Source organism: Halorussus caseinilyticus (assembly GCF_029338395.1).
In the GTDB taxonomy this organism is placed as follows: Archaea; Halobacteriota; Halobacteria; order Halobacteriales; family Haladaptataceae; genus Halorussus; species Halorussus caseinilyticus.
In genome coordinates this window covers 1,043,052-1,064,971 of record NZ_CP119809.1, presented here as the reverse complement: position 1 = coordinate 1,064,971, position 21,920 = coordinate 1,043,052, and the positions used below count along the sequence as shown (strand labels likewise).

The window sequence follows — 21,920 nt, the reverse complement described above, 5'->3', positions numbered from 1 at the left end:
AACGGGCTTAAGAACAGAGAAAGAACAGTATTAAAAATAATATCACGTCTAAAGCATACGTAGAGATTGCCGAGCGCCGACTGCGAGCTCTCGACTCCACCGACCACCGGCGAGCGCCCGCCCATCCTCCGCGACCAGCATACGGCGCGAAGCGCCGTTTCGCCGCGAGCGAAGCGAGCGGGATTTTTGGTCCAGATTTTTCGAGGCGCGGTGCCCGGACGTGCGCCGACGGCGCACGTCCGGCACCCGACGAGAAAAAAGGTGGTCGTCGAAAGGTGGTCTCTAGAGGATACGTTTCCCGAGTCCGCTCGCGGCCAGTTCGGTCGCCAACTCCGCCGTCTCGTTGTGTTCGTCCAGAATCGCGTTGACCTCGACGACCTCCAGCGAGCGGAGAACGTCCTCGGCCTCGTCGCGCTCGGCGACTTTTTCGAGGGCGGTGTGGGCCTCCCGGTAGTTGACGCCGCCGCGGACCGGCGTGCCGACGCCCGGCGCTTCCTTCGGGTCGAGCCAGTCCATGTCGAGGCTGACGTGGATGCCGTCGGTGCCGTCGGTCGCAACGTCGAGGGCGTCCTCCACGACCGGCGTGACGCCTCGCTCGTCGATGTCCGACATGGTGTAGGCGGTCACGTCGCTCTCGCGGATGGCCTCGCGTTCGTCGTCGTCCAGACTCCGGAGACCGACGATGGCGACGTTCTCCTCGCTGAGATTCGGGGCGTTGGCCCACCCGGTGTCCGCGAAGTCGCCGATGCCGAGGACCGCGGCTAAGGGCATCCCGTGGACGTTGCCCGACGGCGAAGTCGCGGGCGTGTTGAAGTCGCCGTGGGCGTCGAACCAGACCACGCCGAGGTCGGCGTCGCGGGCCGCGCCCGTGACGGTTCCGATGGCGATGGAGTGGTCGCCGCCGAGGACCAGCGGGAACTGCCCCGAGTCGAGGGCGTCGGCCACCTCGTCGGCGAGGTTCGTGCAGACCTCCGAGGTTTCGCGCAGGAACTTGGCCGTCCCCTCGCTGGGTTGTTCGGTCTCTGGGTCGCGCTCCTCGGCCCGCGGGACCGGCAGGTCGCCCGCGTCGGTTACGTCCATGCCGAGGGCGTCTAGTTCGTCGGCGAGTCCGGCGTAGCGGATGGTAGACGACCCCATGTCCACGCCGCGTCGGTCCGCGCCGAGGTCCATCGGGACGCCGATGATTCGCACCTGTCGGTTCATGCTCGGAACATCGAAGGCCCGCGATAAAGAAGACGTGATTTCTGTTCGGCGTGAATATTGTGTGCCGAGGGCTATCGAGAGAAATCGCGGTCTCGAAAGCTTCGCGTGGGTCGCCCGTTCGGTCGCGCCGCGAGCGAAGACAACCTATCCACCGCCGCCACCGTTTCCACCGAAGCTCCCTTTCTCCGCCTCTAGTTCTTTTCGAGTTCGGTCGTCGTCCGAGTCCGGCATCGGTTTCTGTGTCCTCCGTTCGGACCGCCGAACCGCTAGCGCCCAGCCGAGACCGTACACTACGACGGCGCATCCGATTCCGGGCACTGTGCCGAACAGATACGTCCCGACGAGAACGGAAATGATACCCAGCACTGGGCCACCGAGGAGAGCGTACCCGAGGTTCCCGGTTACGAGTCGTCGTATCCTCATATCGAAATCCCGTGGACCGTAGCCCGAATACGTGTCTCCGTTCTACTCGCAACTGGACAAGCCAAAATATTCGAATCGCGGGATGGGGGTCGTGGGCACGAGGCGGCCGAACGATTCGCTACTCGTAGTACGAGCAGACCTGCTTCAGCCCCTCGTCGAAGCTAATCTGGGGTTCCCAGCCGGTGGCTTCGTTCATCTTCGAGGGGTCGGCCATCGTGTCGTGGACGTACACCTTCTCGGGGATGGGGTTCTCGACGTACTCGGGTTCGATGTCGGTGTCGAGTTCGTCGTTGAGGCGCTCGACCAGCGTGTTGAGGCTGTAGGATTCGCCCGTGCCGAGGTTGTAGATTCCGGTGAGTTCGTGGTCCGCGGCGAGTTCGAGACCGCGAACGATGTCCGAGACGTGGGTGAAGTCTCGCGTCTGGGTCCCGTCGCCGTAGATGACCGGGGTCTCGCCGTTTGCGAGTTCGTCGGCGAACTGGGCGATGAGGTTGGCGTACTCGTCTTTGTGTTCCTCCGCGCCGCCGAAGCCCTCGTAGACGCTGAAAAAGCGCATCCCGGCCATGTTCATGTCGTAGTGGTACGCGAAGTACTCGCCGTATCGCTCGCGGGCGAGTTTCGAGGCCTCGTAGCCGGTCCGGGCTTTCACGTCCATGTCCTCGGGCGAGGGTTCGGTCCGGTCGCCGTAAATCGAGGAGGTCGAGGCGTAGACCACGGTGTCACACCCGTCTTCGCGGACCTGCTCGACCGCGTTGACGAACCCTTCGACGTTGACGCGCGCGCCCTTGGTGGGGTCTTCCTCGTGCATGGGATAGGACGACAGCGCCGCGAGGTGGAACAGCACGTCCACGCCGTCGGTCGGAAGGTCGTCGTCCAAGACGCTCGCGTCGTGGAACTCGACCGAATCGTCCAGATTCTCGGGCGTGCCGAGGTAGAGGTCGTCTACCGCGATTACGTCGTTGTCCTCGGCGAGGTAGTTCGCCAGATTCGAACCGATGAAGCCTGCGCCACCGGTCACGAGGACGCGTTTGTCCTGCATAGTTGGACCCATCCCCGCCACCGTCAAATCCCTGTCGTTCCATCGCCCGGATTCGGGACCGTTAACTGTGGCCGACTCGAACCGTCGCGTCAGTCCGCGCTTCCGACCGGTTCGTCGCATTTAAGGCAATCTATTGCCAAAGATTCGGCAATGTCGTCAATCGAACTGACCGCGAGTCAGAAGAAAATTCTCCGCGCACTCGTAGACCTCCACCGGGAGACCGAAGACGCAGTCAAAGGCGAGGACATCGCCGAGGAGGTAGACCGCAACCCCGGAACGATTCGGAATCAGATGCAGAGCCTGAAGGCCCTCCAGTTGGTCGAAGGCGTCCCCGGTCCGAAAGGGGGGTACAAACCGACCGCGAACGCCTTCGACGCTCTCGGCGTCCAAGACATGGACCAAGAGGCCGAAGTACCGTTGTTCCACGAGGGAGAGGAAGTCGAGGACGCGAACGTCGAGGAAATCGACCTCGCAAGCGTCCACCATCCGGAACTCTGCCGCGCGGAGATTCACGTCCGCGGGTCAGTCCGTGAGTTCCACGAGAACGACGAAGTTCGCGTCGGTCCCACGCCGCTTTCGAAACTCGTCGTCGAGGGGACGGTGGACGGGAAAGACGACACCAACAACATTCTCATTCTGAAAATCGTCTCGATGGAAGCACCCGCGGAAGAACCAGAACACTAACTCGCGGGCGACCCAATCGACGCCGCCCTGAAATCGACGTTCTTTCGCCCGCCCGGATTTATTTCAGTCGTTCTTCACGTCCTCGCGTTTTTCGTGCTAGATACTCTCAACCAATCGTTCGAGGCTTCCAAAGCCTTTGTATCCAAGGACTCCGGAGGTTCCGATATGACTGATAAGGTCGTCGTACTCGGCGCGGGTTACGCCGGTGCAGGCGCGGTTCAGCGATTGGAAGACGAACTGGAACACTCGGACGCAGAGCTGACGTGGATTTCGGAGAACAACTACCACCTCGTCCTTCACGAGTCCCACCGTATCATCCGCGACCCGAGCGTCGAGGACGACATCACGATTCCGGTTGGCGACATCGCTTCGCCGAGTACGCAGTTCCTACAGGCACGAGTCGAGGAAGTCGATACCGACGACCAGACGGTCGAACTCGACGATGGCGATTCGGTCGAGTACGACTACCTGCTGGTCGCACTCGGGAGCCAAACCGCCTACTACGGCATCCCCGGCATGGAGGAGAACGCCCTGACTCTGAAGGGTCTGGACGACGCCCGCGAGATTCACCAGCAGGTCAAGCAGGCCGCCTCCGAAGCCTCGCGCAACGACCCCGCGAAGGTCGTCATCGGCGGCGCTGGTCTGTCGGGCATCCAGAGCGCGGGCGAAGTCGCGGAGTTCCGCGACTCGCGGCGCGCGCCCATCGACATCTACCTCGTGGAGGCCCTCGAAGAGATTATGCCCGGACAGGACTCGGAACTGCAGGGGACGGTCCGGCGACACCTCGAAGAGGCCGACGTGGAGATTCTGACCGACGACCCCATCACCGAGGCCGACGAGGACGCCATCCACTTCGACGAGGGCGACCCCCTCGACTACGACGTGTTCGTCTGGACCGGCGGCATCACCGGTCAGGACGCGCTGGACGACTGTAACCTCGACAACGAACACAACCGCGTCACCTGCGAGTCGGACTTCCAGACGAGCGACGAGAACGTCTTCGCGGTCGGCGACTCGGCCGTCATCGACCAAGGCGACAACCCCGCGCCGCCGACCGCACAGGCCGCGTGGCAGGCCGCCGAGGTCGTCGGCGAGAACATCGCCCGCGCCATCAACGACCAACCGCTCGAGACGTGGACGCACGAGGACAAGGGAACGGTCATCTCCATCGGCGACACCGCCGTCGCCCACAACGTGAAGGCCGGTGGCATGTCGTTCCCCGTCCGGACGTTCAACTCCTACCCCGCGCAGTTCCTCAAGAAGGCCATCGCCGCGCGCTGGATTGCGGACGTGAGTTCGCTCCCCAAGGCGCTGAAGGCGTGGGACTCGCTGTAACACCGCAACAAATCCGCGTTCGCTTTTCTACTCGCGCTCTTCCAATATCCTGTCGATAATCCGTCCGGTAGAGAGCAGTTCGCCCTCGTACTCGGGACCGCGGGCGCTCGCGCGCCGGACCTCGCAGTCGATGCCCCGCCGGGCGAGTTCGTCTTCGATTGCGGCCTCGTCGTGGTGCTGGTCGTGGCCGAGGGCGATGATGTCCGGGGCCATCTCCTCGATTGGCGCGAAGATGTCTTCGGGATGGCCCACGCGGGCGTCGTCCACCGCGTCGAGGGCGGCGACCACATCCCGGCGCTGGCGGTTCGGCAGAATCGGCGGTTCCTTGTGCGTGACGTTCTCCCTCCGGGCGACGATGACCGTGAGTCGGTCGCCCATCGCCTTCGCGTCTCGGAGGTAGTGGACGTGTCCGGGGTGGAGGATGTCGAACGTTCCCTGTGCGATGACGTGTGTCATTCTGTGTCCTCGAAGTCGTAGTCTAACTCGGCGTCGATGTCGGCCTGCGTGAAGTCGAAGAACGATTCGCCCTCGGGGAGCGACACGTCGAGAACGTCTAACTCCCGATGCTCCCCGTCTCGGTCGAACGCCCGCCAGTCCCCTTGGTCGTACGGATAGCCGATGATGATGTGGACTTTCCCCCTACCGAAGGTGGCGAGGTCTTCCTTGCTCGGTTTAAGAACCCCGTTCGGGTGGGAGTGGACCGACCCCACCGAGTTGAAGTCGTTGGGTATTTGACTGGTCTTGACAGTCGCGCTCACGCTGTTGGACTCGGTGCCGGGGATGACCAGTACGTCGGTGATGACGGTCCCGTCGCGTTCGAGTCCGAGAGAGCGGGCGTCCTCGCCGCGGAGAAAGCCCATGTACTCGTGAGGATGAGCGTCCTCGGACGCCGCGAGCGCGAACTGGAGGGCGTCTTCGGCGATGCCGAGGATTTCGCTCGACCGGAACAACCGCATGGTCGAAACTCCGGGCGGGCGCATTCTAAAGGTTGCGAAGGGTCCGGGCGGAGACGGCAATGGAGTTGGAGCGAGACAACCCGAGGGCGACAGTTCCGACGACGAAGCGGCCGCGCGAATCGAGGATTCGCGCGGCCGCCAGAGAGACACGCTCTCTCGAACGATTCTTCGGCGACAAAGACTCGGCATCGCATGAGTTAAAAGCGGGCGAACCGAAACCACGGGCAAGAATGACATCTACTGATGGCTCCGGCGAGGTCGTAGTCTACGACCTCGACCCGGACTGTACCCTCGACGACGTAGAAGAGGGCAACTACTACCACGCCACGGTCAACGGCGTGGTCGATTACGGGGTGTTCGTTGACGTTTCCGACACTGTCTCCGGTCTCGCTCACGAGTCGAACTACGACGGGAGCTACGAGGTCGGCGACGACCTCGTGGTCGAACTGACCGAGATTCGGGAGAACGGCGACCTGAGTTTCGTTCCGACCGAACTCGGCGACTACGAGACGGTCGAAGTCGGCCACGACTACGACATCTCCGACGCGGGCGAACTCTCCGAGGCGGTCGGCGATACCGTCCACCTCGAAGGCGAAGTCGTCCAAATCAAGCAGACCGGCGGCCCGACCATCTTCCACGTCAGCGACGAGACTGGCGTCATCCCCTGCGCGGCCTTCGAGGAGGCGGGCGTCCGCGCCTACCCCGGTGTCGAAATCGACGACGTGGTTCGCGTCACCGGACAGGTCGAAGAGCGAGACAACGCCCTACAGGTCGAAGCCGACTCGCTCGACGTGTTGACCGACGACGACGCCGAGGAGGTCCGCGAGCGTCTCGCGGCGGCCTTCGAGGAACGCGCCGAACCCCACGAAGTCGAACCGCTCGTGGAGTGGCCCGCGCTGGAGCAGATGGTACCCGACCTGAAAGAGGTCGCCCAACAGCTCCGCCGGACCGTCCTCGAAAGTCGGCCGATTCGGGTGCGCCACCACGCCGACGGCGACGGGATGTGCGCCTCGATTCCGGTCCAGTACGCGCTGGAGCGGTTCATCGAAGAGACGCACCAAGACCCCGAGGCCAAGCGCCACCTGTTCAAGCGCCTCCCCTCGAAGGCCCCCTTCTACGAGATGGAGGACGTGACCCGTGACCTCAACTTCGCGCTGGAGGACCAAGCGCGCCACGGCCAGAAGTTGCCGCTCCTGTTGATGCTCGACAACGGGAGTACCGCCGAGGACGTGCCCGCCTACAAGAACCTCGCGCACTACGACATACCCATCGTGGTCGTGGACCACCACCACCCCGACCCCGAGGCGGTCGAACCCTACGTGGACGCTCACGTCAACCCGTACCTCTACGACGAGGACTACCGCATCACGACCGGGATGATGTGCGTCGAACTCGCACGAATGATTTGGCCCGACATCACCGAGGAACTCCGCCACGTTCCCGCCGTCGCGGGTCTGTGCGACCGGTCGAAGGCCGACACCATGACCGACTACGTGGACCTCGCCGAGTCGGAAGGCTACGAGGAGTCACTCCTCCGGGACATCGGCGAAGCTCTCGACTACGAGGCTCACTGGCTGAAGTACGACGCGGGGCGCAACCTCATCAACGACGTGTTGAACGTCGGAACCGACGACGAGTCGCGCCACCGCGAACTCGTGGAGTTCCTCGCCGACACCGCCGAGTCCGAGGTCGAGGACCAACTCGACGCCGCGATGCCCCACGTCGAACACGAGCGACTCGACAGCGACGCCAACCTCTACCGCATCGACGTGGAGAACCACGCCCACCGGTTCACCTACCCCGCGCCGGGCAAGACCACGGGCGAAATCCACGACCGGAAGGTCCAACAGACCGGCGAACCCGTCATCACCATCGGCTACGGCCCGGACTTCGCAGTCCTGCGCTCGGACGGCGTGCGCTTGGACATCCCCGAGATGGTCTCGGAACTCAACGAGGAAGTCGTCGGCGGCGGCGTCTCGGGCGGCGGCCACCTCGTCGTCGGGTCCATCAAGTTCGTGCCCGGCATGCGCGAGGAAGTGCTGGACGCCCTCGTGGAGAAGATGGCCGACGCCGAAATCGACGAGGAGTTGCAGAGTACGACCGTGGGTCACGAGCGAACCGACGACTGACTCCCGCGACTGAACTATCGGCCTTTCTCGAAGACGACCTCCCGTTTTGCGAACGCGATTGCGACGAGCGCACCGACAGCGACGGCCCCGAGAAGTCCGACCGGCACGCGGTTCGAACCACCTCCCGCTCCGCCCGCGCTCGCCTCCCAGTCGCTGTCGAACACGTCGGCGTAGAACCCGCCGACTTCCTCGCCGCGCAACACGACTGCGACTTCCCGGTTCTCTCGCGCCGAATGGTTGTTCCAGTTGAGGCTTCCGACCACCGCCGCCTCGCCGTCCACGACCACGCCCTTGGCGTGAATCTTCTCGTAGCGCCCGCGGGAGTCGGCGAGGCGTGCTTCCAGCGGTAGGTCCTCCTCGTCCGCGACCCGGTTCAACCACTCCACGAGTTTCCGGTTGTCCTCCTCGACGTACCACGCGCTGGAGAGCAAAATCTCGACCTTCACACCCCGGCGCGCGGCCCGCAGGGTCGCGCGCAGGAGCGAGTGCGTCCGCCCGCCGACCGCGACCTGCTGGACGCGAATCGACTCGTCGGCGGCATTTAGCTCCGATAGCAAAGCATCCTCTGCATTGTCTGGAGCAATCAAAATACTGCTCGAAGCAACGTCGAGATTGCTCGACGCGACGTTCGACGGATAGGTCGCGTTCGCCGGTGCGCCCTCCGCGGCGGTGAACGTCCGCCCGCGCCGGAACTCCGACCACGGTTGCGCGCCGCGCCACCCGGCGTCGGCCTCGAAGAGGTCGGCGAGGCGGCCCGCGGCCGCCTCGCTCCGCACCACCGCGCCCCACCCGCGACTCGCGTGGCCGCCCGTCCCGGCGGGTTTCCAGTTCTCGGTCATCACCAGCGCCCGGTCGTCGGCGACGGCGTACTTCGCGTGGTGGAAGTCGTAGCGTGCGCGGGGTCCGCCGAGGACGCGGACCTCCACGCCGCGGGCGACCAGCGAGTCGAGGAGTTCGGCGCTCCGCCGCGAGAGACCGCCGACCGGCGCGCCGTCCACGAGAACCCGGACTTCGACGCCGCGGCGAGTCGCCGACGCGAGCGCGTCGGCGACTCGCGGCGAGGCGAAACTGTAGCCACCGAGCAGGATTCGGCGGTCGGCCCGCCGGAGGGCTTCGAGGGGGACCCCGGGCGCGTCGGGGAGGACGAACGCCCGGACCTCGACGGGTCCGGTCCGGGCGACGCCGAAGTCGGTCGCGCCCAGCGGCGTCCACCGCCAGCGAGTCGTGCGCTCGCCGTCCGCGCCGGACGCGCTTTCGGAGCCATCCGCCCCGCGTCCGGACCGCCGGGCAGCGGTCCGGACGCGATGGCGGCGCTCGCCCTCGGGAGCGTTCTCGTAGGTGACGGCTGAAGCGATAGTGGTGTTTTCGCGGTCCTCGGTCTCGCTCGCGGCAGTGTCGCCGCCGACCAGTCGGACCGTCTCCCCGCCGACCAGTCGGACAGTTTCGCCGCCGTTCGCTAGCGAGAGGTCACCCGCGAGCGGGTAGACGGGCGCGTCGGTCAGGTTCCGCGCGACTCGCGGGTCGGTCGAGACCGCGACTCGGCCCGAGACGGTCGCGTTCGGGAGCGAGACGGTGGCTTCGCCGTCGGCGAGTGCCCACCGCGAGAGGTCGGTGGACTCGGGAACCCGGAGGACGACGAACTCCCCGGCGTCACCGTCGGCGACCGGGTTCGGGTAGAGCGCGACGATTTCGGGTGGGGTGGTCGCGGACGGGGAATCGACCGGCGCGTCGTTGGCCGCCGTCGCGCCGACCGAACTCGTCTCTGCGTGCGCGCTCGCGGCGACGGCCACCGGAGCAGTCACCGAGACGACCGCAAGCAGGACGGCGAGGAGCGTCGCCGCATCGGCCGTCGGAGGCGTGGACGTGGAAGGGGACACGGGCAGGGTTGGTCCCGTTCTCGGATTTAAACCCTCGGGGACCGATGGCTTTTTGCTCGATAGGTTCGCCGGTGTGAATATGGTAGACCTCGTGTTGGCGCTCGAACTGTCGGGATACGCGGTCGGCGCGCTCGGCGCGGCGTTAGTCTTCTTCGAGTTCTTCCAACTGCCGAGTTACGTCGAGTACAGCGAGGAGTACAACGACTACAGCGTCGATATATCTCCGATGGAAGTGACCGAACACACGTGGATAGGTCGCGTCGGCGCGTTTCTGCTCATCGTCGCGTTCGCGCTGGAGTTTCTCGCCGCGCTACTCGCCTGATAGGTAGCCCACGTTCTCGAATGCGCGGTCGTAAAAACGACGGGAGAGCGATTAGGCCGCGGTCTCGGCTCGGCTCTCGACGGCTTTCTCGGCTTCGGTCTGGACGATGTACGCCCGGTCGTCGGCGTAGGGACGGACCGCTTCGAGCGCGCGCTCGGTGCCGATTTGGTTGAGCGCCCACGCCGCGCTCGCCCGAACTTCGTCGGCCTCGTCGTCTTCGAGCAGGTCCGCCAGCGGGTCGATGGCCCGCGTGTCGCCGATGAGACCGAGCGAGCGGGCGGCCTGACTCCGAATCGAGGACTCGTCGGACGCGAGTTGGTCGGCAACGTCTTGGGTCGCCTCCTCGCTCCCGATTTCGCCGACGGCCTTCAGCGCGGGTTTGGCGAGGTTGGGGCCTGAGTCCACGTAGTCCAGCACGGCGTCGAGACCGTCCTCGTCGCCGATTTTCCCGATGGTGCGGATGGCGAACTCGTCCCGGCGCTGGGCGAGTTCTTTCATCTTGTCCAGCGATTCGGGATGGCCCATCCGGACGAGTGACTCCTTGCAGTGTTCCTCCATGAAGTTCGACTGGAGGCTATCTAGCGCGAGCAGAACCATGTCGGCGCGCCCGCGCTTCTCCCAAATCTTCAGCGCGTGCCACTCCGGGGGGTAGTCCTTCCGGTGGTCGAGTACGTCGTAGAAGCCCTGTGCCTGCAACTGCTCGCGGGTCTCGAGGTCGTCCCACTCTTCTGCGTCCTCGACGCCCGCCTGTAGCTCTGTGGCCGCCTCTTCCAGTTGTGCGATAGTCTCGGCGTCGTCGTCGGGGTCCAGACCTGCCTCGCCGATTGCGACCGCGGCGTCCTCGATTGCACCCGCGAGGTCCTCGATGTCGGCCGAAACCGTCGCGGAAACGTCGGTGTCGAGCGTCTCTTCCACGTCCGCGACGAACGCCTTCACGACTTCGACCAGTTCCTCGCGGCCAGTGTCGGTCCACTCGGTCTCTTCGACGGTGGTACCGGACTCGCTCACGTCCTCGACTACGTTCTCGGCGTAGGGGCCGCGGGCGTCTTCGAGTTCGCTCCGGAGGTCCGAGAGTCGGTCCTCGAACTGCTCGTTGGGGTCCTCCGCGTCCTCGTCCTCGGGTTCGGGGAGGTCGGTGTCTTCGAGATGCCCCTCGATTTCGTCGAGGTGGGCCTCCACCTCGTCGAGGTCGGCCTCCGTCTCGGCCGCTTCGAGTTCTTCCTCGGCGGCGTCGAGTTCCTCCTCTATTTCTTCCTCGGAGAGCGGCGTCGTGTCGAGTTCCGTCTCTTCGGCTTCCGGCGCTTCCTCGGTCTCGTCGCCCTCGGTTCCCTCGTCGCTCATTCGTCCCACCCCGCAAGGCTTACCGGACTCATATGCTCAAAACTCGGTGCGTACACCTCAAGAGCGTTTCCCTTCCATCTCGCGCGCGCCCACCTCGCGGCCGTCGAACTCGCAGTCGGCGTCTCGCCAGTAGTATCGCGGGCCGAGTAGGAGATACGCCAGCGCCGCACCGAGCAGTACTCGGGGGAAGACCCGTCCGAACGCCGCGGGCGCGAGGATGGCGAGCGCCTGCACACCTCCCATCGCCACCGCGTCCCGCGCGAACAGGTCGGGGTAGGTCACGCGCGCCACCATCAGGTACGCGAAGGCGGCCGCGGCCGCGAGCAGAACCGCGGCGTCATCGACGCCCGCAAGCACCGTCGCCGCCAGAATCGTCGCCGCGAGCGTACTCGGCACGCCCTCGGTGTGGCCGTTTCCCGCGTCGTAGGCGTTGTAGAGTCCCAACCGGACGACTGCCATCGCCACGAACAGCGCGGGCACGCAGAAGGTGGCGATTGCCATCGGCGAGAGGTCGGCGAGTCCCCACCGCTGGCGCGCGACGACGAACACCAGTACGCCCGGCGCGACCCCGAACGAGGCAACGTCGGCCAGCGAGTCCAGATACTCGCCCGCGGGAGTCCCCCCCATCTTCCGGGCGAGAACGCCGTCGAGTCCGTCGGCGACGGCCGCGAGCAACACCAACTGGGCCGCCAGTCCCGAGTCGATAGTCGCAACCGCGGCCGCGAGAAAGCCGACTGCGGCGTTGGCGACCGTCACCGCGTCGGCGACGCCGAGCCGACCGACGAACCGGGGTTCCATACGTGTCGGGTGTGCGACGGCCGTTGATACGTCTTTATATCCGGCGGACTCTCGCGGGACGGACAGGTTATCTTCTCTCGGGCCGTAGCCGGTCCGATGACCCACCGAGACGAGGAGTCCGCCAGCGAGGTCCGACGGGACCGCCCCGAGACCGAAGCGAGTTACGGCATCCCCGACGACCGCGACGGCCTGCTGTCGTGGGAGTTCGTGGCTTCTCGGATGGCCGACGAACGGACCTACTGGCTCTCGACCACGCGACCCGACGGCCGACCCCACGCTCGCCCGGTGTGGGGCGTCTGGCTGGACGACCACTTTCACTGCGGCGGCGGCGAGCGAACGCGATGGGTGCGGAACCTCCGAGCGAACCCCGCGGTCACGGTCCACCGCGAGAGCGGCGAGGAAGTCGTCGTTATCGAGGGGACGGCCGAGCGAATCGACGACACCGCCGACTCCGAGCGCGTCGCGCGCATCGACGCGGCCTACGACGGGAAGTACGGGATTCGCCACGGCACGCCGTTCTTCGCGGTTCGGCCCGACGCGGTGCTGGCGTGGAGCGACTACCCAGACGACGCGACCCGGTGGACTTTCCGGGACTCGGACGGGTAGCCGACGCCGCCGTGATGCGGCGGCGTCGGCGTTCCGCATGACCTAAATCGCTCGCGTCCCGAGGGTCGGACATGGACCGCCGAACGTTCCTCGCTGGGGCCGCGAGCGTCGGGTCGCTGAGTCTCGCTGGCTGTAGCGCCCTCCGAGACGGGAACGCGAGCGCCGACACCGACCACGACATCGGGATGGGGTCGGCGTTCTTCCGGCCCGCGGAACTCGAAGTCAGCGCGGGCGAGACCGTCGTCTGGGCGAACACGGGCAACCGCCGCCACACCGTGACCGCCTACGAGAACCAGATTCCCGACGAGGCCGAGTACTTCGCCTCCGGCGGCTTCGAATCGGAGGAGTCCGCCCGCGAGGGGTGGATGGGCGACTTCGAGGGCCGCATCGAGGCGGGCCAGACCTACGAAGTGACGTTCGAGATTCCGGGCGAGTATCACTACTTCTGTATCCCCCACGAACCGAGCGGGATGGTCGGAAAAATCGTGGTTACGGAGTAGTTATGTTACCTACATCTCTCGCTGCGGCAGGTGGCGCATTTGCAGGTTCTATCGTCACTGGAATCATCAGCTATTATAACAATCGTGTTCAGCAAAGACGGCAAGACACCCGAGAGCGCGCAGGATTCTATATCCAAAGAAAGGTAGAAATTCTGACTGAACTTCATGAAAAACTATCGGAATGTCATGCCATCCTCTCCCCGTATATTTCTCATAAAAAGATAGAAAATAAGAGATTTGACATCTCAATCACGGAGGAACAGATTCGGGAAGTCAATAATCTGACAAAGGAGCTAAGAAAATTGGCTATTAAATCTCAGCTATATTTGACTGAAGAGGAGAAGACAGCTGTTCAAGTTGGTTTGATGACTCTTAATTATGCAATTGCAGAAGCAGACGAAGAGAGACAGTTCGAACAAAAACATCTACAACAAGGAGCGCAGGAAGCAGTAGAACAAATTGATGATGATGTTGAACTTTCCAACTACTACGAAAATATATATACTGCATTAAATGCGATTAAGTCGGAGGTTAACGAACCAATTGAAGCTGTTCGTCAACCAAAATAAAAAATAAACTCCGAGGTCCGCGCTCAGACTTCGACTTCTTCTTCGTCCACGTCCACGGAGGTCTCTTCCTCGGCGGCGACCTCTTCGGGACGGGCTTCCAGCGTAGACTTCTGAATCTCGACGCGGCGCAGGGGGTAGATGGTCTTGGCCTCGCCGTAGATGGCCGACGAGAGGCGACCCTCGACCACGCTGTCGATGAGGTCCTCGAAGGTGCGGTCCTCGGCGGCCTCCTCCACGATGTCGACCATCGTGTTGCGGATGGCCTTCTCTTGGCTCGCGTCGGCGTCCTTGGTCGTGAACGCCACGGGCTGAATCTGGACGCGGTAGTCGTCGGTCGTCAGGACCGTGACGTAGGCCTCTATCTTCGAGGCACCGCGGCGCACGAGGCTCCGCAGGTAGTCGCGGGTGAGTTCGTGCTTGACGAACTCGGTGTAGGCCGAGTCGCTCCCCACGTCGTTGATTTTGAACGTGAGCTTGGTGTTGTTCTCGCTGGCGTCACCTTTCAGTTCGCCCAGCGTCGTCTCGACGTTGCGGCCGAGAACTTTGTCCGGTTCGTCCGCGGGGGTGCCACCCAGTTCCTGTCGGTCGAACTGCTGGGGTGCGTGGATGGTGTACCACCGCTTCTCCTGTTTCTGCTTGGATACGCTTCGTTCGCTCATGTTTAGGATTTATCGTCTGTGTCTGCGTTCGCGTGTCGTTTTCCTGCCTGTACGACTTTCTGCGCTACCGTGAGGTTTACGACGTAATCGTCCACCGTGGTCCGGAGTCCGCCGGTCGTCTCGCGCTCGACGGTCGTGACGACCGTCTCGACGCCCTCGCCGTCGCGTTCGACGCGGGTGTCGATTTCGGGCGTGTTGTCGGGCCGAACCGACGCCGCGAGAATCGCGGCGTCGTCGAGTTCGCTCCGAATCGTCGCCGAGCGACCGGCCGACTCGTTGGGTTCCGATTGGGTCCCGGTCACGGTCTGGCCTCCCGGAACGCGGCGAGGAACTCCTTGGTGTCCGTTTCGGGGTCGAACGTGGCGTAGCCTCTGTCGGGCGTGCCGCCGCCGGTGCCACCGACGGCTCGTGCGGCGTCGGTCATCGACGCACCGACGCCCGACGCCTCGACTGCGGCCGCGGCCGCTTCCGACTCGCTCACGACGAGCGCGGTCGGTTCGGGCGACCGGAAGTCCCGCAGGAGGCGGGCGACCGTCTCCACGGGGGCGTCGTCGGTCCGGAGGGCGAACAGGCCGTCGTACCGGCCCGTCGTCCCTTTGCGGAGGACCTCGTGTGCGCGCGCGGCGTGGTCGCGCCACGCGTCGAGCGCGTCGGCGCGCTCGGCGTGGCCGAGCGCGAGCGCGACGCCCGTTCCCGGTCGCTCGCGCGCGACGGCCTCCAACACGTCGGCGTACCCCTCGACTGTCCCGAAGGGTGCGTCCGAGTCGCCGGATTCGCCGTCCGGAATCGCGTGCGGTCGAAGCGCGCGCTCGACCGATTCGGCCGCGCGGTCGGTCGCGGCGTCCGCGCCGGTGACTGCCAGCGCGAACTCCGAGGCTATCGCGCGGTGGGCTTGCCCGTCGAGTTCGGCCGGAAGGCCGAGTTCGGCGAGGGCGGCCTGCACCGCTTCGGCGTCGCCCGAGTAGTCCGCGTGCGCGAGCGTCGAGTGTGCGAGTCCGTCGGCGATGTCGTCGGTCGGCACGCCGACGCCGGGACGCCGGTCGAGACCGGCGTCTCGCGCTTTTCGAGGACGCGGGCGCTGTCGCCGGACCCCGGCGGACGGCCCGCGGCCACGACGCCCGCGAGTGCGAGCGTCGGGTCGGGCGAGACCCCGAGTTCGCGCGCCGCGTCGAACGCGGTCACGCTCGCGGGGGTCGCCTCGTCCGGCACGGAAGCGTCCGCGGCCGAATCGAGACCGATACCGACGGTGGTGTCGCTCGCGTCGGCGGCGGGGTCGGCCAGCGTTTCGCCGAAGCGCGCGACCCGAATCTGGTAGGGGACGCCGGAGTCAGCGAGGGCGCGCGCGAGCAGTCCGGCCGCCGCGAGGCAGTCGCCGTCTGCGCGCGCGAGGACTCGAACGAAGTCGGCCTCGCGGAGGTCGGCGGCCACGTCGCTGGCGGACGGCGCTTGCCCGTCGTCAGTTCGACCCGAGGCGGACATTTACGCTTCGAGGAGTTCCTTGGCGGTCTCGTAGGAGTACGTGAAGTCGGCGTCGAGTTCGTCGCCGCGGTAGTAGTCCACGAGACGGCGGACCTTCGACTGGGTGTTCTGGAGCGCCCGCTTGTTCTGGGCGTCCTGCGGGTTGGCGTCCATGTGTTCGCGCAGGCGGACGGCCCGCTCCATCAGGTTGCGGAGGTCCTCCGGCAGGTCACCGTCGGCGTCGTTCTCTTCGAGAATCTCGGTGACTTTCTTGCCGGTCGCCAGTTTCACGTCGGGGACGGGCGTGCCCTTCACGCCCTCGTCGCGTAGCTTCAGGCCGATTTCGCTCGGGGTGTGACCCTGTTCGGCCAGTTCGACCACGCGGTCCACGATTTCGTCTTCGTCTACGTCGCTCCACTCCGGGGGTTCGTCTGCCACCGGTTTGTCCGAGTCGGACGAACCGCGGCGGCGGGTGTGCATTCGTGCCATGGTTGTCTGGATTGGAACTGCACAGGCCGCTATCGCCGACTGTGAGGTAGGCGTGCTGGTGCGTCGGTCTGACGCGGTGCACGTCCGCAATCCCGAGCCACGAAATAGCGAGACGCGAGGCGTCTCCGAGTGGCGAGTCAGATTTGCGGCTGTGCTGTTCCCGTACTTAGTACGGTAACAACGTAGCAAGTAAAGGGTTACTATCCATCAACAACGTGTGGAACACTGTTCGAGATGGGTTTCCGAAGAGGTTACTTACGCTCTTCCGGCGCGCGCTGGCGCGGCCTCGTGCCGCGCCATACCGTGCGAGGGACGAGTAGCGCAGGAGCGAAGCGACGAGCAACGCAGTCGGTTGGGGAGGACGTGGCCTGCGGTTGCGGTGCGGGGCGGTTGCGGTGCGGTCTGATTGGTTCAAGCCTGTAACTAGCTACCTTCTCGTGCGGCCGTCGTCGCGGTCGCGTTCGTCGCAATCGCGTCCTCGTACTGTCGCCGCGATGCCGCCTAGTACCGCTACCGAGCAACGTCAAAAATCGTCTGAGAAAGAAATAAATTGCTTAAAGAAATACAAAAATATTTCAAAGAACGAAAAACAGTTCTATACTCGCCGAGAACAGACCGCGGACGTAAGCCGACTCACGCGAAGCCACGTCACCCTCTCCCGATGTGCGGACGAATCCGAGAGGTTTATCAGTACCCCCGAACAACGAAGAAATGCGTTCGAGGGCTCGTAGATCAGCGGTAGATCATCCCCCTGGCACGGGGAAGGCCTCGGGTTCAAATCCCGACGAGTCCACTTCCTCCTTCACTTCGTTCGGCCGAAAAGTCGTTACTTTCCGACGCTCGCTAGCGCTCACTTTCGTCGTCGCTCGACCCCCTTTCACTGAAACCGCAAAGTCGCAGAAGAGTCGCGTTAGACGTTGATGTGTCCTTCTTGGCGCAACTGGTCCTGCGTAGACTCGTCGTAGCACCACTCGATGTCTGCCTTCTCGTCCTGTCAGTCGGACTCTCGTAACCCCAACTCTAAGTAGACGTAGACGTATACCTACATCCATGGGGACGAAGAGTCTGACCATCACCGAAGAGGCCTACGACCGACTCAAGGAACACAAGCGCGACGAAGAGAGTTTCACCGACACGATTCTCCGACTCACCGGAAGCGACCGCGACGTGATGAAGGGGTTCGGTATGATGAGCGACGTAGAAGGGTTCCGCGAGGCCGTCGAAGACACCCGCGACGACCTCGACGCCGACCTTCGGGAGCGCGATAGTCGATGATGGCGTTCGACACCTTGTTTCTGTTGGACTACCTCGACGGCAAGGAAGCCACACAGGAATTTCTGGAGGAACACGCCGATAAGCCGTTTTTCGCGCCGCAGTTGGCACTCTTCGAGGTGTACCGAGGCGCGGCGCGAAACGGCGGGCGCGAGCAAATCGAGCGGGTTTCGAACGGTCTCGATTGGGTCGAACCATTACCGATGACCGACGCGACTGCGCGAGAGGCCGCGCTGGTCGAGGCCGAACTCCTCGACACCGGGAATCGAATCAACCTCGGTGACGTACTCATCGCGGGTATCTGTCGCCACAACGGTGCGCGAATCGTCACTCGTGACGACCATTTCGAGCGAGTCCAGGAACTCGACGTGCTGGCGTACTGAAACCGCGAAGTCGCAGAAAAGCCGCGTTAGACGTTGATGTGGCCTTCTTGCCGCAACTGGTCCTGCGCGGACCCGTCGTAGCGCCACTCGATGTCTGCCTTCTCGTCCTGCCAGTCCCACGGTTCGCACAGCACGATGTCGTCGCGTCGAATCCAGATTCGCTTTCGCATCCGGCCCGGAATCCGGCCCATGCGCTCTACGCCGTCGTTACAGCGGAGGCGCACTCGGTTCTTGCCGAGCATCTCGGTTACGATAGCGAACTGCTCCGAATCGTCGGGCATACGGAGGTTCCGTCGCCCAGAATCTTCACTCACAAGCAGTGTAAGAGTTCTACACTTTTAAAGGGTTGCATCGTGCGTGGGAACCTCTCTCTGCGAGCGGTCGCTTCGGACTCAGAAGTTCGCCTTCGAAATCCACTCGCGCGCGACGGACACGAACCACGCCATCCACACCGCGAACGCGACCAACCACGCGGCGTACCGGACCAGTGGATTTGCGACGAAGTACGCCCCGCCGAGTAGCGCCGCGACGACGGCGAGAGCGGCCAAATTTCGATACGTCGGGCCGAGCAGTTCCCGCATCCGGCGGGAGTACGCGGTCCGGACACATCACTGTTAGTCGTCGGGCGAGGGATTATCGGGAGTCAGCGCCCTCACTCGCGTTCTCGGCCCGCTCCAGCGCGGACCAACCACATCACGACGCCGATAGCCAGAAGCATGACGATGCTCGCGGTGCCGATGACGACGAGTTGCACGTCGTCGTCGCCGGTGCCCGCGGCGGCGAACATCTGTAGGACGGCGGCACCGACGAGAACGGCGACGAGGGCGACGAGTCGCCAGTCGAACCGGGTAGACTCGGTTGCCATACGATAGCATACCTGTCGGGAAAACGTAATTCTGTCGCCCCAATCGCTTCCGGAACGCGGAACGCCGAATCCGTCGCGTCGGCGGGCTTACCCCTGCACGACGACTCTACCGCCCGAATGAACCGTGACCTCGTACACGTCGTAGGGGAACGACACCGACACCTCGTCGCGCAAGTCGCCGTAGCGTCGGGTGTGGAACAGCATCTGGAGTGCGTCACAGTCTACGACGGAACTAAGCGGCGTCATCTGGGCCGGGTCTCGGTCGAGTGTCTCCCCGAGCGCGAGCGCGAGGCCGGTACACACCTCTCCGGCGAGCATGTGGTCGCTGATGTCGAAGACGTAGGTAGAGGTATAGTCGCCGTTTTCGGACGTAGATTCGATTTCCACAGGGTCGATGTTCTTTCTCGACATGCTCATTTCGTTGCTACCGTTTATCAAGGAAGGGTCGTACATAGGTTTTCCGATGGTCAGAATTTCGGGAAGAGCGCTCCCGCCGAGCGCCGTCACGACGGCCGAGGCCCCCGAGACACGGGGACGAGACCCGACGTGGGAATCGCTCGCGACTCGTTGTCCGTGGCTGGTACTCTCGTCAACGCGCTAGTGAATCTTTCCCGATAGTTGGCGGATTGGTTTATAATCCCGTAGTCCGATGAGGCGGATATGACCGGTCGGCGGAGTCCGAACGCGAGGGCAGACGGGGAGTCGAAGCGCACGCGCGGTCAGTCGGAAGTACTCGGCGTCGTTCTGTTGCTCGCCATCACCATCACGGGGACGGGACTCATCGTCGCGTTCGGGTCGTCGGCACTGGACGACTCGAAGCAGTCGTCGGAAATCGACAGCGCCGAACACGCGATGACCCAACTCGACTCGAAGGCGAGTCTGGTCGGCATCGGTTCTTCGCCCACCCAGAGCGTCTCGCTGGGCGTCGATAGCGCCACCGTCGAGAACCGGACGGGATGGATGCGCGTCCGAGTCGTCAACCGGACCGACGGGACCACCGAACACGTCGTCATGAACCAGACGCTCGGCGCAATCGCCTACCGGAACGGCGATACCAGAATCGCGTATCAGGGCGGCGGCGTCTGGAAGCGAACCGACAACGGGAGTACGATGGTGTCGCCGCCGGAGTTCCACTACCGGGGGACCACCCTCACGCTTCCGCTGGTCGCGGTCAACGGGAGCGAGTCGCTCGGCGGTCGGGTCCGAGTCACCGGCGACGGCGACACTGACGCGAAGTTTCCCAAGAAGGGCAACCCCGACTTCCGGAACCCCCTCACGAACGGCGAGGTGAACGTCACGGTTCGGAGCGAGTACTACGAGGCGTGGGGTCGGTTCTTCGAGCAACGGACCGGCGGGTCGGTGACGTACCATCACCCGGACGACCGCGTGACCATCACGCTGGTCGTGCCCACGCGGACGCGCAACGTCACGAACGCGCTGGCGGGAACCACGCCCGACGAGATGACGATTCAGGGCGCTGGCGGGTCGTCGTTCACCGATAGCTACAACTCCTCTACGGGCGCGTATCCGGGAAGTCCGTCCCCGCCTTACGAGGGAACCATCGTCACGAAGGGGAGCGTCGAACTGACCGGCGGGGCCGAGATATACGGCGACCTGCGGACCGGCGGCGGCACCGTGGACTTCGGCGGCGGGGTCGCGGTCCACGGCAACCTCTCGTACGGCGGGACGGCCAGTTGCAACGGCGGCCCGCCGGGGAGCGACTGTAGCGCGGTGAACGGATGGCAGTCCGGAAACGGGACGGCCCCGGACATCAGTCCCATCGGCGACATGGTACAGGGGAAAGTCACGACCTACAGCAAGTCCTCGAACAACGACAACGGCGGCGTCACGGCCATCAACGAGAGTACCGACACGTGGAACGACTCCGAATCGACGCTGACGCTCCCCGACGGCGCGTACTTCGTCTCGAACGACGACCTCGACTCCTCCCAGACGCTCGAACTCGACAACACCGGCGGGGACATCACGCTGGTCGTGGACGACGACATCGTATGGAACGACGTGAACGTCGAAGTGACCGACCCCAACGGCGGGATGGTGAAACTCTACACCAGCGGTTCGAGGTTCCACGTCGTCGGCGGCACCGTCGGCGACACGACCACCCACCGGTCGCCCGTCTTCCGGGTGTACGCCGGGCCGGGTCTCGAAGTGAGACTCGACGACCACGCGAAGTTCGTCGGTCTCATCTACGCGCCGGGCACCGACACCAATCCGGGCGCGATTACGGTCCGAACGCAGGCGGACCTCTACGGCGGCATCGTCGGCGGCGGCGACACCCTCCTGAAAGCGGGCGGGTCGATTCACTTCGACCGCGCACTGGAATCCGTGGACCCCGTGGTCGGCGCGGCCCAGAACGTCCCGCGCCTGACGTACCTCCACATCAGCGTCTCCCACGTCAACGTCACGAGTGTTTAGTCCGAGCAGGCCGGGGTAGTTCACACGCGACGGCGTTTCTTCTGCTCCGGCGCGCGCGAGGTCTTCCGGAGCGAAGCGACGGAAGGCTCGTCGGAACTCGCTTCCGACGGTGGACGAGTGAGCGACCGAAGGGAGCGAACGAGGAGGTTGGGGAGGACGAGGTGGCGGTGTGATTGGCTCAAACCTGTAGCTAGCTTCTCGCGTCTCTTCTCGTCGTTTCTCGTCGCTTCCCGGTGAAGCCTCTGTGACCCGAGAAAACACGACTTCAGGGCGAGACAGCACTGCGACCGAACGACGAGACAGCACTGCGACCGAACGACGAGACAGCACTGCGACCGCACCGTGACTTCAGGCTTGAACCTATCAGACCGCAACCGCACGGCACCGCGCCACGTCCTCCCCAACCGATTGCGCGTCTCGGTCGTCACTCCCTTCGGTCGTTCCTCCCTGCGATGTTTGCGAACGACGTTCGCAAATCAGCGAGACGCGAAGCGTCTCGCAAGCCTCATCCCTCGCGCGCGTTGCTCGCGCGCGCCGGAGCAGAAAAACGAGAAGACGCGCCGAAAACGGTGAACT

The 21,920-nt window shown here is 64.4% G+C and carries 25 protein-coding genes, 1 tRNA gene and 1 pseudogene; 11 read left to right on the top strand and 16 right to left on the bottom strand.

Features of this window, described 5'->3' with window-relative positions; genetic code table 11:
- Positions 1 to 282: 282 nt before the first annotated feature.
- From rocF to P2T60_RS05450, 3 genes are all read right to left on the bottom strand, one after another.
- Positions 283 to 1,203: an arginase gene (gene rocF / locus P2T60_RS05460; protein ID WP_276281541.1), complete on the bottom strand. Its 921-nt coding sequence runs from the start codon at positions 1,201 to 1,203 to the stop codon at positions 283 to 285.
- A gap of 144 nt (positions 1,204 to 1,347) precedes the next feature.
- Complete coding sequence (locus P2T60_RS05455) at positions 1,348 to 1,626, bottom strand: hypothetical protein (protein WP_276281540.1); 279 nt, start codon at positions 1,624 to 1,626, stop codon at positions 1,348 to 1,350.
- 118 nt (positions 1,627 to 1,744) lie between these two features.
- Complete coding sequence (locus tag P2T60_RS05450; RefSeq protein ID WP_276281539.1) at positions 1,745 to 2,665, bottom strand: NAD-dependent epimerase/dehydratase family protein; 921 nt, start codon at positions 2,663 to 2,665, stop codon at positions 1,745 to 1,747.
- 150 nt (positions 2,666 to 2,815) lie between these two features.
- Between P2T60_RS05450 and P2T60_RS05445 the strand changes: the two genes are divergently transcribed.
- Together P2T60_RS05445 and P2T60_RS05440 are read left to right on the top strand one after the other, a co-directional pair.
- Positions 2,816 to 3,349: an Rrf2 family transcriptional regulator gene (locus tag P2T60_RS05445; protein ID WP_276281538.1), complete on the top strand. Its 534-nt coding sequence runs from the start codon at positions 2,816 to 2,818 to the stop codon at positions 3,347 to 3,349.
- Between the two features lie 165 nt (positions 3,350 to 3,514).
- Positions 3,515 to 4,684 carry an NAD(P)/FAD-dependent oxidoreductase gene (locus P2T60_RS05440; RefSeq protein WP_276281537.1) on the top strand — a complete coding sequence of 390 codons (1,170 nt, stop codon included), beginning with the start codon at positions 3,515 to 3,517 and terminating at the stop codon, positions 4,682 to 4,684.
- 27 nt (positions 4,685 to 4,711) lie between these two features.
- On the opposite strand, the gene P2T60_RS05435 is transcribed toward P2T60_RS05440, so the two are convergent.
- Both P2T60_RS05435 and P2T60_RS05430 read right to left on the bottom strand, forming a co-directional pair.
- Entirely contained in the window at positions 4,712 to 5,140 is a 429-nt protein-coding gene (locus P2T60_RS05435) for an FAD synthase family protein (RefSeq protein WP_276281536.1), read from the bottom strand.
- The gene (locus P2T60_RS05430) at positions 5,137 to 5,640 is read right to left on the bottom strand and encodes a Mov34/MPN/PAD-1 family protein (RefSeq protein WP_276281535.1); all 504 of its coding nucleotides are present in this window, start codon (positions 5,638 to 5,640) and stop codon (positions 5,137 to 5,139) included. The genes P2T60_RS05435 and P2T60_RS05430 overlap by 4 nt, the downstream gene beginning before the upstream one ends.
- Before the next feature lie 230 nt (positions 5,641 to 5,870).
- Between P2T60_RS05430 and P2T60_RS05425 the strand changes: the two genes are divergently transcribed.
- Entirely contained in the window at positions 5,871 to 7,769 is a 1,899-nt protein-coding gene (locus P2T60_RS05425) for a Hef-associated nuclease (RefSeq protein WP_276281534.1), read from the top strand.
- Between the two features lie 14 nt (positions 7,770 to 7,783).
- Here P2T60_RS05425 and P2T60_RS05420 read toward each other — a convergent pair whose 3' ends face one another.
- Positions 7,784 to 9,646: a phospholipase D-like domain-containing protein gene (locus P2T60_RS05420; protein ID WP_276281533.1), complete on the bottom strand. Its 1,863-nt coding sequence runs from the start codon at positions 9,644 to 9,646 to the stop codon at positions 7,784 to 7,786.
- A 79-nt stretch (positions 9,647 to 9,725) separates the two neighbouring features.
- On the opposite strand from P2T60_RS05420, the gene P2T60_RS05415 reads away from it, so the two are divergent.
- A complete protein-coding gene (locus P2T60_RS05415) occupies positions 9,726 to 9,968 on the top strand; it encodes a hypothetical protein (protein ID WP_276281532.1) in 243 nt (80 codons plus the stop codon).
- Positions 9,969 to 10,019: 51 nt separating this feature from the next.
- On the opposite strand, the gene P2T60_RS05410 is transcribed toward P2T60_RS05415, so the two are convergent.
- Positions 10,020 to 11,309, bottom strand: coding sequence for a HEAT repeat domain-containing protein (locus P2T60_RS05410; protein WP_276281531.1), 1,290 nt, complete (start codon positions 11,307 to 11,309; stop codon positions 10,020 to 10,022).
- 57 nt (positions 11,310 to 11,366) lie between these two features.
- Positions 11,367 to 12,107, bottom strand: a complete 741-nt coding sequence (locus tag P2T60_RS05405) for a protein sorting system archaetidylserine synthase (protein WP_276281530.1) — start codon at positions 12,105 to 12,107, stop codon at positions 11,367 to 11,369.
- 96 nt (positions 12,108 to 12,203) lie between these two features.
- Here P2T60_RS05405 and P2T60_RS05400 point away from each other — a divergent pair, with 96 nt between their 5' ends.
- The 3 genes from P2T60_RS05400 to P2T60_RS05390 all read left to right on the top strand — a co-directional run bounded on the left by P2T60_RS05400 (position 12,204) and on the right by P2T60_RS05390 (position 13,782).
- The gene (locus P2T60_RS05400; RefSeq protein ID WP_276281529.1) at positions 12,204 to 12,713 is read left to right on the top strand and encodes a pyridoxamine 5'-phosphate oxidase family protein; all 510 of its coding nucleotides are present in this window, start codon (positions 12,204 to 12,206) and stop codon (positions 12,711 to 12,713) included.
- 71 nt (positions 12,714 to 12,784) lie between these two features.
- The gene (locus tag P2T60_RS05395; protein WP_276281528.1) at positions 12,785 to 13,213 is read left to right on the top strand and encodes a plastocyanin/azurin family copper-binding protein; all 429 of its coding nucleotides are present in this window, start codon (positions 12,785 to 12,787) and stop codon (positions 13,211 to 13,213) included.
- A gap of 2 nt (positions 13,214 to 13,215) precedes the next feature.
- On the top strand, positions 13,216 to 13,782 hold the full coding sequence (locus P2T60_RS05390; protein WP_276281527.1) for a hypothetical protein: 567 nt from the start codon (positions 13,216 to 13,218) through the stop codon (positions 13,780 to 13,782).
- A 23-nt stretch (positions 13,783 to 13,805) separates the two neighbouring features.
- Here the strand turns inward: P2T60_RS05390 and P2T60_RS05385 are convergent, their stop codons facing one another.
- The 4 genes and pseudogenes from P2T60_RS05385 to P2T60_RS05370 all read right to left on the bottom strand — a co-directional run bounded on the left by P2T60_RS05385 (position 13,806) and on the right by P2T60_RS05370 (position 16,388).
- Positions 13,806 to 14,441 carry a 30S ribosomal protein S3ae gene (locus P2T60_RS05385; RefSeq protein WP_276281526.1) on the bottom strand — a complete coding sequence of 212 codons (636 nt, stop codon included), beginning with the start codon at positions 14,439 to 14,441 and terminating at the stop codon, positions 13,806 to 13,808.
- Positions 14,442 to 14,443: 2 nt separating this feature from the next.
- Entirely contained in the window at positions 14,444 to 14,743 is a 300-nt protein-coding gene (locus P2T60_RS05380) for a KEOPS complex subunit Pcc1 (protein WP_276281525.1), read from the bottom strand.
- Positions 14,740 to 15,920 (bottom strand): annotated as a pseudogene (locus P2T60_RS21835) (exonuclease RecJ). The gene P2T60_RS05380 and the pseudogene P2T60_RS21835 overlap by 4 nt, the downstream one beginning before the upstream one ends.
- On the bottom strand, positions 15,921 to 16,388 hold the full coding sequence (locus P2T60_RS05370) for a 30S ribosomal protein S15 (protein ID WP_276281524.1): 468 nt from the start codon (positions 16,386 to 16,388) through the stop codon (positions 15,921 to 15,923).
- Positions 16,389 to 17,109: 721 nt separating this feature from the next.
- Here P2T60_RS05370 and P2T60_RS05365 point away from each other — a divergent pair.
- The 3 genes from P2T60_RS05365 to P2T60_RS05355 all read left to right on the top strand — a co-directional run bounded on the left by P2T60_RS05365 (position 17,110) and on the right by P2T60_RS05355 (position 18,043).
- Positions 17,110 to 17,181: transfer RNA gene (locus P2T60_RS05365), tRNA-Ala, on the top strand.
- A gap of 257 nt (positions 17,182 to 17,438) precedes the next feature.
- Positions 17,439 to 17,663: an antitoxin VapB family protein gene (locus tag P2T60_RS05360; RefSeq protein WP_276281523.1), complete on the top strand. Its 225-nt coding sequence runs from the start codon at positions 17,439 to 17,441 to the stop codon at positions 17,661 to 17,663.
- Positions 17,660 to 18,043 carry a type II toxin-antitoxin system VapC family toxin gene (locus P2T60_RS05355; RefSeq protein WP_276281522.1) on the top strand — a complete coding sequence of 128 codons (384 nt, stop codon included), beginning with the start codon at positions 17,660 to 17,662 and terminating at the stop codon, positions 18,041 to 18,043. Before P2T60_RS05360 ends, P2T60_RS05355 begins: the two co-directional genes overlap by 4 nt.
- A 26-nt stretch (positions 18,044 to 18,069) precedes the next feature.
- On the opposite strand, the gene eif1A is transcribed toward P2T60_RS05355, so the two are convergent.
- From eif1A to P2T60_RS05335, 4 genes are all read right to left on the bottom strand, one after another.
- Positions 18,070 to 18,357, bottom strand: a complete 288-nt coding sequence (eif1A, locus tag P2T60_RS05350) for a translation initiation factor eIF-1A (RefSeq protein WP_276281521.1) — start codon at positions 18,355 to 18,357, stop codon at positions 18,070 to 18,072.
- A 78-nt stretch (positions 18,358 to 18,435) separates the two neighbouring features.
- The gene (locus P2T60_RS05345) at positions 18,436 to 18,624 is read right to left on the bottom strand and encodes a hypothetical protein (RefSeq protein ID WP_276281520.1); all 189 of its coding nucleotides are present in this window, start codon (positions 18,622 to 18,624) and stop codon (positions 18,436 to 18,438) included.
- A 71-nt stretch (positions 18,625 to 18,695) separates the two neighbouring features.
- Positions 18,696 to 18,908 carry a hypothetical protein gene (locus tag P2T60_RS05340; protein ID WP_276281519.1) on the bottom strand — a complete coding sequence of 71 codons (213 nt, stop codon included), beginning with the start codon at positions 18,906 to 18,908 and terminating at the stop codon, positions 18,696 to 18,698.
- Between the two features lie 87 nt (positions 18,909 to 18,995).
- Positions 18,996 to 19,361: a HalOD1 output domain-containing protein gene (locus tag P2T60_RS05335; RefSeq protein WP_276281518.1), complete on the bottom strand. Its 366-nt coding sequence runs from the start codon at positions 19,359 to 19,361 to the stop codon at positions 18,996 to 18,998.
- Between the two features lie 207 nt (positions 19,362 to 19,568).
- On the opposite strand from P2T60_RS05335, the gene P2T60_RS05330 reads away from it, so the two are divergent.
- Positions 19,569 to 21,344: a DUF7289 family protein gene (locus tag P2T60_RS05330; protein WP_276281517.1), complete on the top strand. Its 1,776-nt coding sequence runs from the start codon at positions 19,569 to 19,571 to the stop codon at positions 21,342 to 21,344.
- Positions 21,345 to 21,920: the final 576 nt, after the last annotated feature.